A 15,872-nucleotide genomic window follows, 5' to 3' on the forward strand; every position below is an offset into this window, starting at 1 on the left:
CGATCAAAAGACCGCCGAATATATTTCGCGCGGCCTGGGAGAGGCGGATTCTGTATGGTGTATTTCACCGAAACCCGCTCGCCGACGTTGAAGGTCTCAACCTCAATGTTTTCGGGCGGTTTGATGGTCGTGCCCGTGGACAGCGTGATCTGCGCGCTGTTCTGACGAACAGCAGATCAACACCAATTGGGAAGATAGATCACGAGGAGGTCGTGAGCCCGGGCGAGCACATCATCTCATGCGGCCTCGTGGCCGCAACGACCCGCGTCCAGTCGTCTCTTGCCGATCGTCTTCAGGCGGCATTCGCCTGCTCCACACGATTTCTCCCGCCGGCCTTTGCACGATAGAGCGCCTTGTCGGCAGCCTCCAGCACATGTTTGAAGTCAGTGGCGGGTTCATCCGAACACGCAACGCCGATGCTTACGGTAACATTGATGGCATTGTTATCGAACGTCAGAACCGTCGCTTCGATATCCTTGCGGATCTTTTCGGCAACGATGGCAGCAGCCCTTGTGTCTGTATTTGGTAAGAGGACGACGATCTCCTCGCCGCCGTAGCGGGCAGCGATATCGGTCTTGCGCACGGTCTGCCGTATTATGTCCGCCACCCGCGCAAGGACCGTATCGCCAAAGGAGTGCCCGTAGCTGTCGTTGATCTTCTTGAAGTGATCGATATCGAGCATGATGATCGAAAAAGGGATACGTCGGGTTCCCGCTTCCTTGCTGCAGCGATCGCCTTCACGCTGCAGCACGCGGCGATTTGGCAGCCTTGTCAGCGGATCGACGCTGGCTTCGTTCTCGAGCACGCGTTGAATGCCGATACGATACCACTCCCGCTCAAGCAGATCCGACAGCAGGAGGACGCCGAGGAAATTGGTCGCCATCGCCGGAAGCGTCGCCGAAACGAGGAGCTGATGCGCGAGCGGCGAAGGCAGGAAAGCGAGAACAATAAGCGATGCGCCGGTCGCCAGGCCAAACAAGGCAGATCGTTTCCAGCCAGTCCCGATCCATTGGCGCGGCAGCAGCGTCAAGACATATCCGGTGGTCGCAACGGCCATGATACCCACCACGCCGCCGACAGCCCCGATACCGCCGGCTGCGAAACGAAACAAGGCCATCATGATCACCGCCACCACAGTTCCGACCGGACCGCCATAGATCGGCGTAAGGACGAGCAGAACCGAGCGGCCGTCCTGAAAGACGCCAGGCATCCAACGAATGGGATCGCTCATCGACAGGATGCCGCCCACGCCGAACAGCAACCCGACAGCGACGGATTTCAAAACGCCGCGTTCGACCGTCCGGATGACCCAGGAAAAGGCGTAGACGATGACAGCCACTTGGCCCAGGACACGCACGAAAGAGGCAAAATGCGACTCGATTTCCACAATATTGATTTCCAGCCAAAACCGACCTGTTTGCTATCTATGTTTCCCGTCTGGCGCGGTGGTCAAGCTTCGCGTTCACTTCCTTATGACATTAGCTTCAGCAGTGGATTCGCATGGGCCACGGAATGCACGGCGACCGCGGCTGTGTTTCAGAACGAATTGCAACTTCAAGGACATACCCCTCCTCGACGGCAATCAGCCGGGAGGTGTTTCCTCCGCGTCGAAACGCACGGACCAGGCATTCGCCTCGCCTGCAGCAGCCTGCCCCGATATGGAGGCTTCCACGCAAGCGTCCGCTCAATCCACAGGCATGAGTTCATCTTTCATCGACCCGGGAAGTAATACCTCCTCCTCGCCTTCGATCAGCCTGAGGCTGCGCCGCAAGCTCTGCGGCGGTTGGCCAAAGAAGCGAAGGAATGCGCGACGCATGCGGTCGCGATCGGCAAAACCAGTATCGCGCGCCACGACATCCATGGAGTGACGGCCTTCTTCGAGCATGATCTTGGCCGCCTCCAGCCTCAGCCGTTCGACGGCCTTGGCGGGCGACTGGCCGGTTTCCTCGCGAAAGATGCGGCTGAACTGACGCGCGCTAAGGCTTGCCGCCTCGGCCAGTTCCTCGACCGTCAGCGGATTGCGGAGATGCTCCTTGGCATGGACCAGGGCGCGACGAACCCGATCCGAACGCGGCTCCAGTTCCAACAGGGCCGAGAACTGCGACTGCCCGCCGGGGCGCCGATGATAAACAACCATTTTGCGGGCGATCGCGCGGGCGAGTTCTACCCCATGGTCGTCTTCGATCAGTGCCAGCGTCAGATCGATGGCGGAGCTCATGCCGGCCGAGGTCCAGATATTGCCATCGACAACGAAGATCCGGTCTTCATCCACTTTGATCGAGGGGAAGCGCTCCTGGAGAGTGCGGGCATGTATCCAGTGCGTGGTGGCAGTCCTGCCGTCGAGAAGCCCGGCCTCCGCCAGAAGGAATGCGCCGGTACATACGCCGGCGACACGGCGCGACTCCAGGCCCGCAGCCGCAATGTAATTCCGAAGGGCGGGAGTGATGGGACGAGGCACCATTTCCCCGATCACCATGAGCGTATCGGGGAAGTCGCCCAGCGCCTGTGTCTCGATACCTATACCGAGCGAAGAGCGGATCGTGCCTCCCCTCTCCGACATGACGCTCAATCGATAAGCTTCATGGCCGAGATCGGCATTGGCAAATTCAAACGCCGTCAGCGCCGCCATCCCCATCACTTGAAACCCGTCTTCCATGATGAAGCCGATCTGTCTCATGCGCATCTCCAGACGTTTGTCCGTTTTTGCCGGTTATATGACATTTGAGACATTGCCGTCCAGCGTTACCATTCTGTCATTCTTGAAAACAAAAACCCTTCGAAGCAGGACAAGGACAGTACAATGACTACCTCCCATGGAACCGTTCTCATCACCGGCGCATCGTCTGGCATCGGCGCCGTCTATGCTGACAGATTCGCAGCACGCGGCCACGATCTCATCCTCGTCGCACGCAATAGGCAAAAGCTCGACGCCGTCGCCGACAGGCTTGCCGGCCGGTACGGAGTGAAGGTTCGCACGATCGTCGCCGACCTGACCGATGGCGCCCAGCGCGACCAAGTCGAAGCGACCCTGAAAACGGACGATACGATCACCCATCTCGTCAACAATGCCGGCTTCGGCAGCGCCGCACCGCTCGTCTCGGCATCGGTCGACGACATGCAAAGCATGATCGACATCAATGTTACGGCACTCACACGATTGACCTATGCCGCCGTACCAGGGTTCGTTGCGCGTGGCAAAGGCACCATCATCAACATCTCCTCCATCGTCGCCATTGCGCCGGAGTTGCTGAACGGTGTTTACGGAGGGACGAAGGCATTCGTATTGTCCTTCAGCCATTCGCTGCGCAAGGAACTCAAAGACACCGGCGTTCATGTGCAGGTCGTGATGCCCGGCGCAACGGCGACTGAATTCTGGGATGTTGCCGGCTTGCCGTCCAGCAATTTGCCGAGCGAGTGGGTCATGTCGACCGAGGATCTCGTCGATGCGGCCCTCGTGGGCCTCGACCGGGCCGAGTTTGCAACGATACCCTCACTGATGGACGCGGCAGAATACGATGCCTGGGAAGCGACACGACAGATTATGCTGCCGCATCTTTCAAGCGCTGTTCAGGCCGAGCGCTACCGGTCAAAGTGATAGGGCCTAAGTGCATGGAGTGATCGATCGAGAAGCGCCGGATAACACCATGGCGCTTCAATATCGGGCTCACTCCTTCCGAATGAACTGGACAGGTTGGCATCCGGATTTCCGCGTCAACTTGGACTGACTATTTGGTCAGGACGACATGGGTCGCATGAGCAGTTGCGACATGCTCGCTGACGCGGAAGCCGAGGGCAGGCAGATCAATTCCCTCGAACATTGCCTCACCCTTGCCAAGCACGACCGGCGAGATTGCAAAATGGACCTCGTCAATCAGACCGGCATTCAGATATTGGCGCACTGTGCTGACGCCGCCGCCGATCTTGACATCCTTGCCACCGGCAGCAGCCTTTGCTTGCGCAAGCGCCGCCTCAATGCCGCCCGTGACGAAATGGAATGTCGTGCCGCCCTCCATCTCGATGGATGGGCGAGGATAATGCGTCAGGATGTAGGTTGGGGTATGGTATGGAGGATTGTTTCCCCACCATCCCTTCCAGCTATCATCCGGCCATTCGCCGCGGATCGGGCCAAACATGTTTCGGCCAAGAATGAAGGCGCCGAAATTGGCCATCCCCCGCGCCGCATAGTCATCGTCCACATCGGTCGAGCCCTCCTCCTTCCCGAACATCTGCTGGAACGTACGCGTGCGGAAAAACCAGTTGTGAAGCTCCATTCCACGCTTGCCCAACGGATCATTGAGGCTCTGCTCGGGTCCCGCACCAAAACCGTCAACGGAGAGGGAAAATGCTGCAACTCGCACCTTGCTCATGACGTCCTCCATCTGATTGCATTTCGCAACTGGCTATGATGTCGCATATCTGATGCAATAACGCAACTGGTTTTATTATCGAGACAGTTTTTTGAACTTCGTATATTTTTCTCGCTTCTGATGTTTTCGACATCAAAGCCGTTGCCCGGAAGAGCATAGGAACCGCTGCGGCGCTTGCTCAACACATGACGCACAGTAAACATGCGGCACGTTACCTAGGATTGTTCGCGCCCGCTCCGTAACGCAGGCCATCGATGAGCAGCGCTACCATCCGCCGCGCGTGATCAGGCCCGACATTATGGGCTGGCGTGCAGAGCCTTGCGACCGCATGCAGCAGGTCGTTCGGCTCGACCCCGGCCCGTATCTCGCCCGCCGCAGCGGCGGCATCCAGCAATGATTCCAGCGCTGGACGCAGCCGCTTGTCGAAATAGGCCGGCAAGGCTTCGTAGGCCGGATCGCCGGAATGAAGTGCAGCGGCCAATCCACGCTTGGCCGAGATGAAGTCGACAAAACGCTGCATCCACCGCGCCAGCGCTTCGCCGGGATCGTACTCCCCGGCCAAAACGGATGCCGCGTCCGCACAGGCATCGATCTCGCGACGGAAGACCGCCTTGATGAGGTCGGAGCGCTGCGGAAAGTGGCGATAGACCGTGCCGACGCCGACGCCGGCAGTCTTTGCGATTTCACGCACGGGAGCGTCCACCCCGGAAGCTGCGAACACCGCCATGGCCGCCCGCAGCAGCCCGTCGAGATTGCGCTGGGCGTCAGCGCGTACGCGCCGATCTGTCGAGCCCGTTGGCTCCCCGACATCATCCCGCTCGTCGATTTTATCGCTCATGCATTTTTCCATTTGCTAAACGGAACATTGTTCCGTATAAACCGGAATAGCGTTCCGTTTATCTTTCTAACACAGGACAGTGGCGCTTGCCACAGATCGCTGCGCCAAAGGAGAATGATTGTGCAGGACAAACCCGTCGCCCTCGTCACCGGGGCCAACCAAGGGATCGGTCTTCAAATCGCCAGGGAACTCGCGGCTAACGGCTACACTGTGCTCGTCGGATCGCGAAACCTCGAGCGTGGTGAAGAGGCAGCCAAAAGCATCGGAGCGGATGCCCGTGCCCTCCAGCTCGATGTCACCGATCAGGCCTCCATCGCCGCAGTAGCGGAGCGCATCCGGATCGAGCTTGGCCGCCTTGACCTGCTTGTCAACAACGCGGCCATCTCGCATGCGGGAAGGCCGGGCAGATCGCTCGCCGAGATACTGCAGTCGAGCCGCGCCAGCGTTGCGTCACTCGACGAGGTGCGCGCTGTTTTCGAGACGAATGTGTTCGGGGTCATTGCCGTCACACAGGCGATACTTCCTTTGCTGCGTGAAGCACCTGCAGGGCGCATCGTCAATGTAACGAGCGGCGTCGGCTCGCTGACGTTGAACGCTGACCCGAACTTTCCCTATCGCTCGGGATTCGGCGTCGTCTACGCCGCATCGAAGACTGCCCTCAATGCGATCACGCTTTCCTTCGCGATTGAACTCGAATCGACAAACATCAAGGTCAATGCCGCAGGTCCGGGCTTCACCGCAACGGCCCTCAACAACTTCGAGGGCATCGAGACGGTCGAACAGGGTGCCCGCAACCCCGTGCGCGTCGCCCTCGACGTGAACGGCCCGACGGGCACGTTTACGAGCGCGGACGGCCCGCTCCCTTGGTGATGCGCGCGCGGGAAATTTGACGCAGCAGGTGGGCACCGCCCCGGATCACTGAACAGAAGAAGGAATAGACCATGCAATATCGCACGCTGGGAAAAACCGGCATCAAAGTCAGCCCTTATTGCCTCGGCGCGATGATGTTCGGCGCCGCCGGCAATCCCGATCACGACGAAGGCATCCGGATCATCCACAAGGCCCTGGATGCAGGCATCAACTTCATCGACACCGCCGATGCGTATAGCCGAGGTGAATCGGAAGAGATCGTGGGCAAGGCGCTCAAGGGCAGGCGCGATAATATCGTGCTGGCCACGAAGGCGCATATCCCGATGGGTGACGATCCTAACCAACAGGGCAATTCGCGGCGCTGGCTCATGCGCGCCGTGGAGGACTCCTTGCGCCGGTTGCAGACCGACCACATCGACCTCTTCCAGATCCATCGGCCGGCACCGGATACCGACATCGAGGAAACCCTTTCCGCCCTCACCGACCTGATGCGGGCGGGGAAAGTGCGCGCCATCGGCTCTTCGACATTCCCGGTCTCGGAGATCATCGAAGCGCAGTGGATCGCGGAACGGCGCGGGCTGGCGCGCTTCCGCACCGAACAGCCGCCCTATTCCATCCTGAACCGCGGCATCGAACGCGAGGTACTACCTGCCTGTGAGCGCTATGGAATGGGTGCGATGGTCTGGAGCCCGCTGGCGATGGGCATGCTCACCGGCCGCTACCGCAAGGGCGAACCACAGCCCGATAGCGGACGCGCCAGACGTTTTCCGAAGCAGATGTCCGACGAACGCAGGCTGGACGCGGTCGAGCAGCTTATTCCCCTGGCGCAGGAAGCAGGGCTGCCGCTGGCGCATATGGCCTTGGCTTTCGTGATGGCACATCCCGGCGTCACATCCGCAATCATCGGTCCTCGCAAGATGGAGCACTTCGACGATCTGCTCGCGGCCTCTGAGGTCCGATTGACCGACGAGATCCTTGATCAGATCGACGCGATCGTCCCACCCGGCACCGATATCGGGCCGCTTGAGGCGAACTACAATCCGCCGGCGATTTTGAAGGCGGCGTTGCGCCGCAGGTCTATGACCGACCGCGCCGCCGCATAGGCAAGGCAAAGACCCCGTGTCCTGGAACCTTAGGACACGGCTGCCGGCCGGAGGAATACCATGAGGAGCAAGCTACATCGCTTGACATAAGCAGCACGGCCGAGAACATGGCGCGACTTTGTATTTGCCGATCTCCTCAATCAGAGAACCGTAAAGATGCGCTCCTTCCTGCTGTTGCCTCTCCTCTTCTCTTTCGCCCCTCTTTCCGCTGTAGCCGCCGGAACCCCATGTGCCGAGCTTGTCGACAGCAGCGCAGTCGTCCAACATAGGGATGGCTTTGCCATCTCCGAACTGCACGATGGCTGTGCGGTGACAAACGGACTTTTCAAGTCCGGCAACAGAATGGGATGGACCTTCGATCGCGCGGAATTGAAGGGCGACGACCTTGTCGCTTTCCTCAAGACCATCGCCAGCAAGCCCGACCATGTTCCCACCTGGGGACGATTCTCCGTCGAAGGCATGCGCTTTACACCGCTGTTGGACAATGCGCTTGCCAACTACATCGCCACGGCCCAGCAATGGCCGATGGATATTTCGGGCGCATTTCGCTTCGACCCCAAGGACGGCTATCTGGACATTCAGGAGTTGGAACTCACCAATCTACGCCTCGGCAAAGCGTCGCTATCGGCTGAGCTCACCCTGCCCAAAGACACGAATGTGCAGGCATTGACCCAAGGCGGTTCTGTCGGCCTGACGCATCTGCGCTTCCGGCTCGATAATCAGGGTCTGTTCGAGGGAATGGCCGTCCCGTCACTTGCTGCATTTCAACAGCAGCTGACGGGCGCGGACGATCCCGAGCAGGGCATCAACCAATTGCGCGGCAACGCGGTGGCAGCCCTACAGATTCTTCCAGACAACCAGATCGACGCGGAATCAAAAAAGGCCCTACTTCGCTTCGTGCAGGATCTACCGCATCCGACGGGCTTCTTTACCCTCGATCTCGCCTTCGACAAACCCTTGCAAATCGGCTCGCTCGGTCTCGACGCCACACAACTGGCCCAGACCGCTTTGGCAAGTGCAAAGATTTCGGTCAGCTACAAAGCGCGCTGACGCCAGGCGGCGATCGGTCTTCAGATGGACTTCACCTCGCCGCCATCCATGCGCAAGGTCAAGCTGGTCATCCAACGCGCAGCCGGCGAGACCAGAAAGGCCATCAGTTCGGCAATCTCCTCTGGTTCGCCATAACGAGCGATGCCCGCCTCCTGCGGAAACCTGGTGGTTGCCTCCTCAAGGGTAATAGCGTGCAAAGGCGCTCAATGCTCGAGATAGGACCGGCGCCGGCCGGTCATGACGGCCTTGGCCGTCTGCGCGACAAGCACCAGCGCGGAAAGTCTCTCGCGAGACGGACGGCGCTTGCCTGGCCAATGCCCTGGCTCGCGTCCGAGATGATAGCGACTGAATGAGACATGTCATCGTTCCCTATAAACGAAGGCTGGACGCACGCGATCACCCGCCGGCAGCGCGCCGGCGGGTGATCGTTCAGATCTCAGCCGAGGAAATCGCGGATAGCGGCGGCAATCTCGACCGCATGGGTTTCGAGCGCGAAGTGGCCGGTGTCGAAGAATTTGACGGTGGCGTCCGGAATATCCCGGCGGAAGGCTTCCGCTCCAGGCGGCAGGAAGAACGGATCGTTCTTGCCCCAGACCGCCAGGAAACGTGGCTTGTGGGTGCGGAAATAGGTCTGAAAGGTGGGATAGAGTGCCACATTGCTCTTGTAGTCGCCGAAGAGATCGAGCTGCACATCCACCGCACCCGGCCGCGTTATATAGAAACTGTCGAGTGAATAGCCGTCAGGAGAGACCTTGGCGATATCCGGGGCACCATGCGTGTACTGCCACGCTATCGATTCCGGTTCGAGGAAAGGCTTCAGCGCATTGCGATTTTCTTCCGACGCATCCTGCCAATAGGCCTGGATCGGGTTCCAGCCTTCGCTCAGGCCCTCTTCATAGGCATTGCCGTTCTGCGAAATGATCGCCGTAATCCGCTCCGGATGCTTTACCGCCAAGCGGAAACCGGTCGGCGCGCCGTAGTCGAAGACATAGACGGCATAGCGATCGAAACCGACGATCTCGGTAAAGCGATCGATCGTTTCGGCGATGCTGTCGAAGCTGTGGCCACGTCCCGGCAGGTCGGACTGGCCGAAACCTGGAAGGTCCGGCGCCATGATGTGATAGCGATCGGCGAGCAGGGGGATGAGATCGCGGAACATGTGGCCGGAGCTCGGGAAGCCGTGCAGCAGCAGGAGCTTCGGCTTATCGGGCGAACCCGCCTCGCGGTAGAAGACTTTGACGCCGTCGACGTTGATGGTGCGATAGCCGACGTTGGTCATGACAAGGTCCTTTCGTTAACCTTCTAATTCAATTTTTACCGGTTACTTTTCCCGCGTTCACGCGTCGGCCACTGCGGCGGCAGCATCGCGGATGACCTCGACGACAACCTCGGGTGCTGTCGTCATCGGCGTATGATCGACCGGAAACGAGCGCTGCGTGGCCTGCATGCGCTCGGCCATGAAGTGTTGATTGGCAGCGCTGATCATTCGATCCTCTTCGGCGATCAGGAACCAGGCCGGACGGCTCTTCCAGAGCGGGCGCGGCCCAGGAACGGTAATGCAGGCGGGCGATATCGGCCGCTGGGCGGCGGCGAGAACGGCCAGTTCCTCGCCCCTCGCATTCTGGGCATAGGCCGCTGCAAAGGCCTCATGGGGAAGGTAGATGAAGCCGTGGCTATCGGGTGCCAGCTTCGGCGCCTGCGGATGAGGTTCGCCGCGATAAAACACATCGGCCACAGTCTCGCCCTCTTCCGGTGCAAGCGCGGCAACATAGACCAGCGCCTTGACCTTCTCGCTCCGCACGCTGGCGATGACCGCTCCGGCATAGGCGTGGCCGACCAGAACGACCGGACCCGTCACACGCTCCAAGGCGCGCTCCAGGGCGGCGATATCATCAGCAAACGAGGTCAGCGGCAGCGGGGCGGCAGTCACCGCAAAACCGCTGGCCGAAAGCGGAGCAATGACCTTTGCCCAACCCGAACCATCGCCCCACGCACCGTGGACGAGGACAATATCGACATTCTGCGAGGATATCTTCTGCGGTGACATCGGCCTTCTCCCTGTGACCTGAAATCGAGTAACCACTTAAGCTGCTCCAGTAGGGTTACGCTCGATGTGCGTAACTTGTCAAGAGCCTTTTAGCAGGTTATATGCTATTCATGTTTTCGAGAGGCAGCCTGGCGTCCATGCCCGGCCACCAAAACAGGAGCCGCAATGGACAACCACTCTCCCGCCATTTTCGTCGGCGACACGCTGGGGCTGGATTTTCTGAATTCGGTGGCGACACCCCTCGATGTCCAGGTCGACTGGATCGAGGACGGCGAAGGCCTGCTTCGCTGGCTGGCGCAGGCGGGGCTGGTGCCGCGCGAGACGCTGGAAGTGATACGCAGCCAAGCCCTGCCGGGCGAACTCGACAAGATCGCCGATCAGGCAAGGAGCCTGCGCGAGTGGTTCAGAACCTTCGTGCATGCACATAGGGGGCGGCCGCTGACAGCCGCAGCGCTGGACGAACTTGAGCCGCTGAACCGCTTGCTGGAGCGTGACGAAGGCTTCAGCCGGATCACGGCAAAACAGCCGGGCGAAGGCGGTGGCCTTGATTTTCAGTCGATGCGCAAGTGGCGCTCGCCGGAGGCGCTGCTTCTGCCGATCGGCGAAGCGCTCGGGCGCTTCGTCTGCACGGAGGATTTTTCAGACGTGAAGGCCTGCGAGGGGCATGCCTGCACCCTGCTCTTCGCCGACCATACGCGCGGCCACCGCAGGCGTTGGTGCAGCATGGCCATGTGCGGCAATCGCGCCAAGCAGACGGCCCATCGGCATCGGCTGAAGCAGGGTCAATAGGCGGCGAAGGGCCGCTCGCGTCGTCTCTTTGCATGTCGCAGATCGGGTCGAGCCGAAACCTGTTCGTCCCGGCGTGACGTCATCTCTGTGCCTGCCTCAAGCAGGTGGATCCGGGGCTCGGCAAGTGAAAACCGAACGAGATCCCCCGCCTTCGGGCTACCTGCCGCCTTGACGAGAGCACGGACTTCGTTGCCGCACTTCGAACTCAGCGGAAGAGGACAGCAATTCCAGAAAGATGAATTTCGATTTCGGAGTGATAGTTCCAGGCGTTTCGCTCCCAGGGATAATCGTCCGCACGCCACAGGAAGGTCTCGTTCGCGTTCGTCACAATATGTTCGACGGCCGGGAGATTTGCTGACATTGCAGGCGGCTTCGCTCCCGATACACGCTTGCCTGCAGTAGGCCCAATGCTGAATCTCCTCGCGCTGTCGTTGAGATCTGTCAACATGGAATCCCAAAGATGCGGTGTTGCGACGGATCGCCAGGCGCGGGACGACCGGGCGGCGGTCCAGCCATATCGATTGTGTGGGAAAGCAGAGCTAGCGGCACGACTGTGACCGCAAGAGCGGCCGGGTCACGGAGAAACTATCAGTCTCCGGCAAAAACGATGCTGGCGTCGCTGACGATAGCGACATGCGAATAAGCGGCCTGGCTGGCAGCTGCAGCATCCGCACGCATGATTGCGGTCACGATGACATCATGCTCGCTGAAGGATTTGGCAAGGCGGCCCGGCAGACGAAACTGGGCACGACGGAAAGGTGCCAGCCTGGCGCGGGTCTGCGTTACCAGCTCGAAAATATGATCGTTGTGAGCGCCGCGATAGAGCTGGCTGTGGAACTCGGTATTGTAGGTGGCGTAGTCCTCCTCGGCGCCGGTACGCACGAGCCGCGCCGACGCACGGTGATCGAGCTCCAGTGTGCGGCGCTCATCAACCGTCATCCGCTCGGCGGACAGGCGCGCGCAGATCGCCTCAAGCTCCGCCATCGCCTCGAACATCGAATGCAGATAGGTGCCACTGACATTCGTCACCACGGCGCTGCGGTTCGGCTCCCGTCCGACCAGGCCCATGGCGCCAAGCTCCCGCAAGGCTTCCCGCACCGGCGTGCGCGACACCTCGAAACGGCCTGCCAACGATATTTCGTCGAGCTTCTCCCCCGGCAGAAGCACGCCCGTTACAATCATATCCGCAATGGAACGCACCATCTGCTCGACGGTCGTTCCGGCTCTGATCACTTCTCTGCGCTTGACTTGCTTCAAGGGGACGAATCTGCCTTCCAATTCTTGCATACAGATTTATGCCAGCGGTCCTCAAAGTCAATTGTTGAATTAAACATATGTTTTTAAATAGTATTTATACGCTTTCCGCCGCTAGAGAAGCGGGATATCGGCTTAGTCTCTCTTTCTAAAGATTAAAAAAAGAGCATCACTTTCCGGAAAGCCTATTTTGCAGCAGAAATCTGCATACACTTTTCGCACGCCTTTTTGCTGCAGGAATTTATGTCATAAAAATCAATATTTTAAAATCTGGCATGGTGATTGCATACACTTTTTCGTAACCCTTTTTACGAACCGGCTACCGCCCCAAGGAGCATGCCCATGACCAGCCTCCTTTCCATGAATCGCCGCAATTTTCTCCGCACCTCCGCAGCCGGCGCTCTCGTCGGCGCCGTGCCGGGCCTCCTGTCCTCCCGCGCCTTTGCCCAGAGCGCGCTCACCGTCGGCTTCATCTATGTCGGCCCCAAGGACGACTATGGCTACAACCAGTCCCATGCCGAGGGCGCGGCCGCCGTCAAGAAGCTCGCCGGAGTGACTGTTGTCGAGGAGGAGAACGTTCCCGAGACCGTCGACGTGCAGAAAACGATGGAATCGATGATCAATCTCGATGGAGCGGCGCTGCTGTTTCCGACCTCCTTCGGCTATTTCGATCCGCATATGCTCGCGATGGCCGCCAAATATCCGGAGGTGCAGTTCCGCCATTGCGGCGGCCTCTGGCAGGCCGGCAAGCATCCGGCGAATACCGGCTCCTATTTCGGCTACATCTTCCAGGGCCAGTATCTGAACGGCGTCGCGGCCGGCTATGCAACCAAAAGCAAGAAGATCGGCTTCGTGGCCGCCAAACCCATCCCGCAGGTTCTGCAGAACATCAACGCGTTCCTCCTCGGCGCCCGCTCGGTCGATCCCGCCATCACCTGCCAGGTGATCTTCACGGGCGAATGGTCGCTGGCCGTCAAGGAAGCCGAGGCCACCAATGCGCTCATCGACCAGGGCGCGGATGTCATCACCTGCCATGTCGACAGTCCGAAGGTGGTTGTCGAGACAGCCTCCGGACGCGGCGCTTTCGTCTGCGGCTATCATGCAAATCAGAGCCCGCTTGCGCCGGCGAAATACCTGACCGGTGCCGAATGGGCCTGGGGGAATGTCTATTCGGATTTCGTCAAGAAGGCGCAGGCCGGCGAAAAGCTCGGCAATTTCGTGCGCGGCGGCCTGAAGGACGGCTTCGTCAAGATGAGCCCGCTCGGTCCCGGCGTTTCCGATGAATCCCGCAAGAAGTTCGAGGCGACGCTCGCTCAGATGATGGCCGGCAGCTTCTCGGTCTTCAAGGGCGCGCTCAAGGACAACAAGGGCAATGTCGTCATCACCGCGGACAAGAGCTACGCCGAAGATGCGATCGAGCTCGAGAGCATGAGCTATCTGGTCGAGGGTGTCGTCGGATCGACCGCCTGATCACAAGGGGAGAAGCGTCATGACGGCAGAAATTGACGACCGCACCCTGTCCATTCCGGCCGAAAGGCAGGCTCTCCTGCGCCCGGCGCTCGAGTGGCTCGCGCGAAAAGCCGAGCCGGTGGCAATCACGCTTGGCGCCATATTGGCAGGCACGGCGCTCTTCTCCCTGTTCATCCTTTCGGTCGGCAAATCGCCGGCCGACCTCTATCGCTTCATGTATACCGGCGGTTTCGGCAGCTGGTTTTCCGTCCAGAACAGCCTGAGCCGCGCCTCTCCCCTGCTGCTCACGGCGCTTTGCGTCGCACTGCCGGCAAGGCTCGGTCTCGTCATCATCGGCGGTGAGGGTGCAGTCGTTCTCGGCGGCGTCGCGGCGGCGGCGATCGCGCTGCCGATCGTCGGCCTGCTGCCGCCGATCGTCACTCTCGCCCTGATGGCGCTTGCCGCCATGGTGATCGGCGGCATCTGGATCGGTCTTTCCGGCTTCTTGCGCCACTATCGCGGCGTCAACGAAACCATTTCATCGCTTCTGCTCGCCTATATCGCCATCGCCCTGATGAACCAATTCGTCGAAGGGCCCCTGCGCGATCCGGCAAGCCTCAACAAACCCTCCACCAAACCGCTGCCGCACGACTATATGCTCGGCAACATTCCGGGCATGGATGTGCATTGGGGCCTCGTCATCGGCATCGTCGCCTGCATCCTCTCCTGGATCCTGATCGAGATGACCAGCTATGGATTTGCCGCACGCATCGCCGGCGGCAATGTCCGGGCCGCGCAGATCCAGGGCTTGCCCGTCGGCCGCCTCATCGCCGGTTTCACGGCGATCGCCGGCAGCTTCGCGGGTCTGGCCGGCATGATCGAGGTCGCCGCCGTCCAGGGCAGCGCCAATGCGTCGCTCGCCGCCGGCTACGGCTACACCGGCATCCTCGTCGCCTTCCTCGCCCGGCACAATCCGCTGGCGATCATCCCGGTCGCCATTTTGCTCGGCGGCATCGATGCCTCCGGCGGGCTCATCCAGCGCCGCATGGGCCTGCCCGACGCGACTGTTCTGGTCCTGCAGGGCACGCTCTTCATCGTCATTCTGTTTTGCGAAACCTTCTACGGCCGTTTCAAGATCTTCAATCCCGACCTCTGGAAAAGGAGCGCATGATGGACGACACTGCCATCGGTCTTTGGGGCGTGCCCCTTGCCATCTTCGCCGGCGCAATCCGCGTGTCGACCCCCTTCATCTTCGTCAGCCTCGGCGAGACGATCACCGAACGCTCCGGTCGCATCAATCTTGGGCTCGAAGGCACGCTCGTCTTCGGCGCCATGATCGCCTATGCCATCGCGGTCCTCAGCGGTTCGGCCTGGCTCGGCGTTCTGGCTGCCATGGCGACCGGCGCTGTCTTCGGCGCAGTGCACGGCTGGATATGCAAGTGGCCGAAGGTCAATGACATCGCCATCGGCATCGCGATGATGCAGTTCGGTCTCGGCCTTGCCTTCTTTCTCGGCAAGCCCTTCATCCAGCCCGTCGCGCCGCATCTGCCGGCAATCCCCTTCGGCTTCTGGTCGAGCCTGCCGCCGGTAGAGGCCGCGCTCAATATCAATATCCTCTTCATCCTCGGGGCAGTGCTTGCCGTCGTCTTATGGTGGGCGCTGAAGAACACCCGGATCGGCCTTGTGCTGCGCGTCGTCGGCGACAGCACGGATGCGGCGCGCGCCATGGGCATCAATCCCGACCGCGTCCGGCTGCTGGCAACGGCCGTCGGCGGTTCGCTGGCGGCAATCGGCGGCGCCTATCTCTCACTCTACTATCCGGGCTCCTGGAACGAACGCATCTCGTCGGGCCAGGGCCTGATGGCCGTGGCGCTGGTGATCTTCGCCCGCTGGAACCCGATTGGCTGTTTCGTCGCGGCACTTCTCTTCGGCGGCGCCGGCGCACTCGGTCCGGCCCTGCAATCGGTCGGCGTGACCCAGGGATATTATCTTTTCTACGCCGCTCCCTACGTGCTCACGCTCGTCATCATGATCATCACTTCCTCGCCCACGCGCGCGCTTGCCGGCGCTCCGGGCGCACTCTCGCTCACCAAATAGGGAGATCA

The 15,872-nt window shown here is 60.4% G+C and carries 15 protein-coding genes and 2 pseudogenes; 8 read left to right on the forward strand and 9 right to left on the reverse strand.

The window, feature by feature from the left end; all coding sequences use genetic code 11:
- Window positions 1–292 precede the first annotated feature (292 nt).
- Both FHT28_RS10935 and FHT28_RS10940 read right to left on the reverse strand, forming a co-directional pair.
- Window positions 293–1,387: a diguanylate cyclase gene (locus FHT28_RS10935; protein WP_168596248.1), complete on the reverse strand. Its 1,095-nt coding sequence runs from the start codon at window positions 1,385–1,387 to the stop codon at window positions 293–295.
- A gap of 297 nt (window positions 1,388–1,684) precedes the next feature.
- Complete coding sequence (locus FHT28_RS10940; protein WP_047558744.1) at window positions 1,685–2,677, reverse strand: GlxA family transcriptional regulator; 993 nt, start codon at window positions 2,675–2,677, stop codon at window positions 1,685–1,687.
- 123 nt (window positions 2,678–2,800) lie between these two features.
- On the opposite strand from FHT28_RS10940, the gene FHT28_RS10945 reads away from it, so the two are divergent.
- A complete protein-coding gene (locus tag FHT28_RS10945; protein WP_168596249.1) occupies window positions 2,801–3,595 on the forward strand; it encodes an SDR family oxidoreductase in 795 nt (264 codons plus the stop codon).
- Window positions 3,596–3,725: 130 nt separating this feature from the next.
- Here FHT28_RS10945 and FHT28_RS10950 read toward each other — a convergent pair whose 3' ends face one another.
- Together FHT28_RS10950 and FHT28_RS10955 are read right to left on the reverse strand one after the other, a co-directional pair.
- Window positions 3,726–4,367, reverse strand: a complete 642-nt coding sequence (locus FHT28_RS10950) for a dihydrofolate reductase family protein (protein ID WP_168596250.1) — start codon at window positions 4,365–4,367, stop codon at window positions 3,726–3,728.
- Between the two features lie 211 nt (window positions 4,368–4,578).
- The gene (locus FHT28_RS10955; RefSeq protein WP_037192937.1) at window positions 4,579–5,205 is read right to left on the reverse strand and encodes a TetR/AcrR family transcriptional regulator; all 627 of its coding nucleotides are present in this window, start codon (window positions 5,203–5,205) and stop codon (window positions 4,579–4,581) included.
- 114 nt (window positions 5,206–5,319) lie between these two features.
- Between FHT28_RS10955 and FHT28_RS10960 the strand changes: the two genes are divergently transcribed.
- From FHT28_RS10960 to FHT28_RS10970, 3 genes are all read left to right on the forward strand, one after another.
- Window positions 5,320–6,075, forward strand: coding sequence for an SDR family NAD(P)-dependent oxidoreductase (locus FHT28_RS10960; RefSeq protein ID WP_202032778.1), 756 nt, complete (start codon window positions 5,320–5,322; stop codon window positions 6,073–6,075).
- Window positions 6,076–6,146: 71 nt separating this feature from the next.
- On the forward strand, window positions 6,147–7,178 hold the full coding sequence (locus FHT28_RS10965; RefSeq protein ID WP_047640386.1) for an aldo/keto reductase: 1,032 nt from the start codon (window positions 6,147–6,149) through the stop codon (window positions 7,176–7,178).
- A 369-nt stretch (window positions 7,179–7,547) separates the two neighbouring features.
- The gene (locus tag FHT28_RS10970) at window positions 7,548–8,228 is read left to right on the forward strand and encodes a hypothetical protein (protein ID WP_168596252.1); all 681 of its coding nucleotides are present in this window, start codon (window positions 7,548–7,550) and stop codon (window positions 8,226–8,228) included.
- A gap of 20 nt (window positions 8,229–8,248) precedes the next feature.
- Here the strand turns inward: FHT28_RS10970 and FHT28_RS10975 are convergent.
- From FHT28_RS10975 to FHT28_RS10985, 3 genes and pseudogenes are all read right to left on the reverse strand, one after another.
- Window positions 8,249–8,470: pseudogene (locus FHT28_RS10975) on the reverse strand (SDR family oxidoreductase); the annotation flags it as partial.
- Between the two features lie 194 nt (window positions 8,471–8,664).
- Entirely contained in the window at window positions 8,665–9,507 is an 843-nt protein-coding gene (locus tag FHT28_RS10980) for an alpha/beta hydrolase (protein ID WP_168596253.1), read from the reverse strand.
- Between the two features lie 57 nt (window positions 9,508–9,564).
- The gene (locus FHT28_RS10985) at window positions 9,565–10,275 is read right to left on the reverse strand and encodes an alpha/beta hydrolase (RefSeq protein ID WP_210255721.1); all 711 of its coding nucleotides are present in this window, start codon (window positions 10,273–10,275) and stop codon (window positions 9,565–9,567) included.
- A 165-nt stretch (window positions 10,276–10,440) separates the two neighbouring features.
- On the opposite strand from FHT28_RS10985, the gene FHT28_RS10990 reads away from it, so the two are divergent.
- Window positions 10,441–11,064 carry an ABATE domain-containing protein gene (locus FHT28_RS10990; protein WP_168596254.1) on the forward strand — a complete coding sequence of 208 codons (624 nt, stop codon included), beginning with the start codon at window positions 10,441–10,443 and terminating at the stop codon, window positions 11,062–11,064.
- A gap of 232 nt (window positions 11,065–11,296) precedes the next feature.
- Here the strand turns inward: FHT28_RS10990 and FHT28_RS10995 are convergent.
- Together FHT28_RS10995 and FHT28_RS11000 are read right to left on the reverse strand one after the other, a co-directional pair.
- Window positions 11,297–11,425: pseudogene (locus tag FHT28_RS10995) on the reverse strand (AraC family transcriptional regulator); the annotation flags it as partial.
- Window positions 11,426–11,652: 227 nt separating this feature from the next.
- Window positions 11,653–12,321, reverse strand: coding sequence for a GntR family transcriptional regulator (locus FHT28_RS11000; protein ID WP_037193346.1), 669 nt, complete (start codon window positions 12,319–12,321; stop codon window positions 11,653–11,655).
- A gap of 339 nt (window positions 12,322–12,660) precedes the next feature.
- On the opposite strand from FHT28_RS11000, the gene FHT28_RS11005 reads away from it, so the two are divergent.
- Genes FHT28_RS11005 through FHT28_RS11015 form a run of 3 tightly spaced genes read left to right on the forward strand, consistent with a single transcriptional unit; the run spans window position 12,661 to window position 15,864 of the window.
- The gene (locus FHT28_RS11005; RefSeq protein WP_037192951.1) at window positions 12,661–13,788 is read left to right on the forward strand and encodes a BMP family ABC transporter substrate-binding protein; all 1,128 of its coding nucleotides are present in this window, start codon (window positions 12,661–12,663) and stop codon (window positions 13,786–13,788) included.
- A 19-nt stretch (window positions 13,789–13,807) separates the two neighbouring features.
- Entirely contained in the window at window positions 13,808–14,938 is a 1,131-nt protein-coding gene (locus FHT28_RS11010) for an ABC transporter permease (protein ID WP_168596255.1), read from the forward strand.
- The gene (locus tag FHT28_RS11015; RefSeq protein WP_168596256.1) at window positions 14,938–15,864 is read left to right on the forward strand and encodes an ABC transporter permease; all 927 of its coding nucleotides are present in this window, start codon (window positions 14,938–14,940) and stop codon (window positions 15,862–15,864) included. Before FHT28_RS11010 ends, FHT28_RS11015 begins: the two co-directional genes overlap by 1 nt.
- Window positions 15,865–15,872 lie beyond the last annotated feature (8 nt).

The organism is Rhizobium sp. SG570, from assembly GCF_012275345.1.
Lineage (GTDB): Bacteria > Pseudomonadota > Alphaproteobacteria > Rhizobiales > Rhizobiaceae > Rhizobium > Rhizobium lusitanum.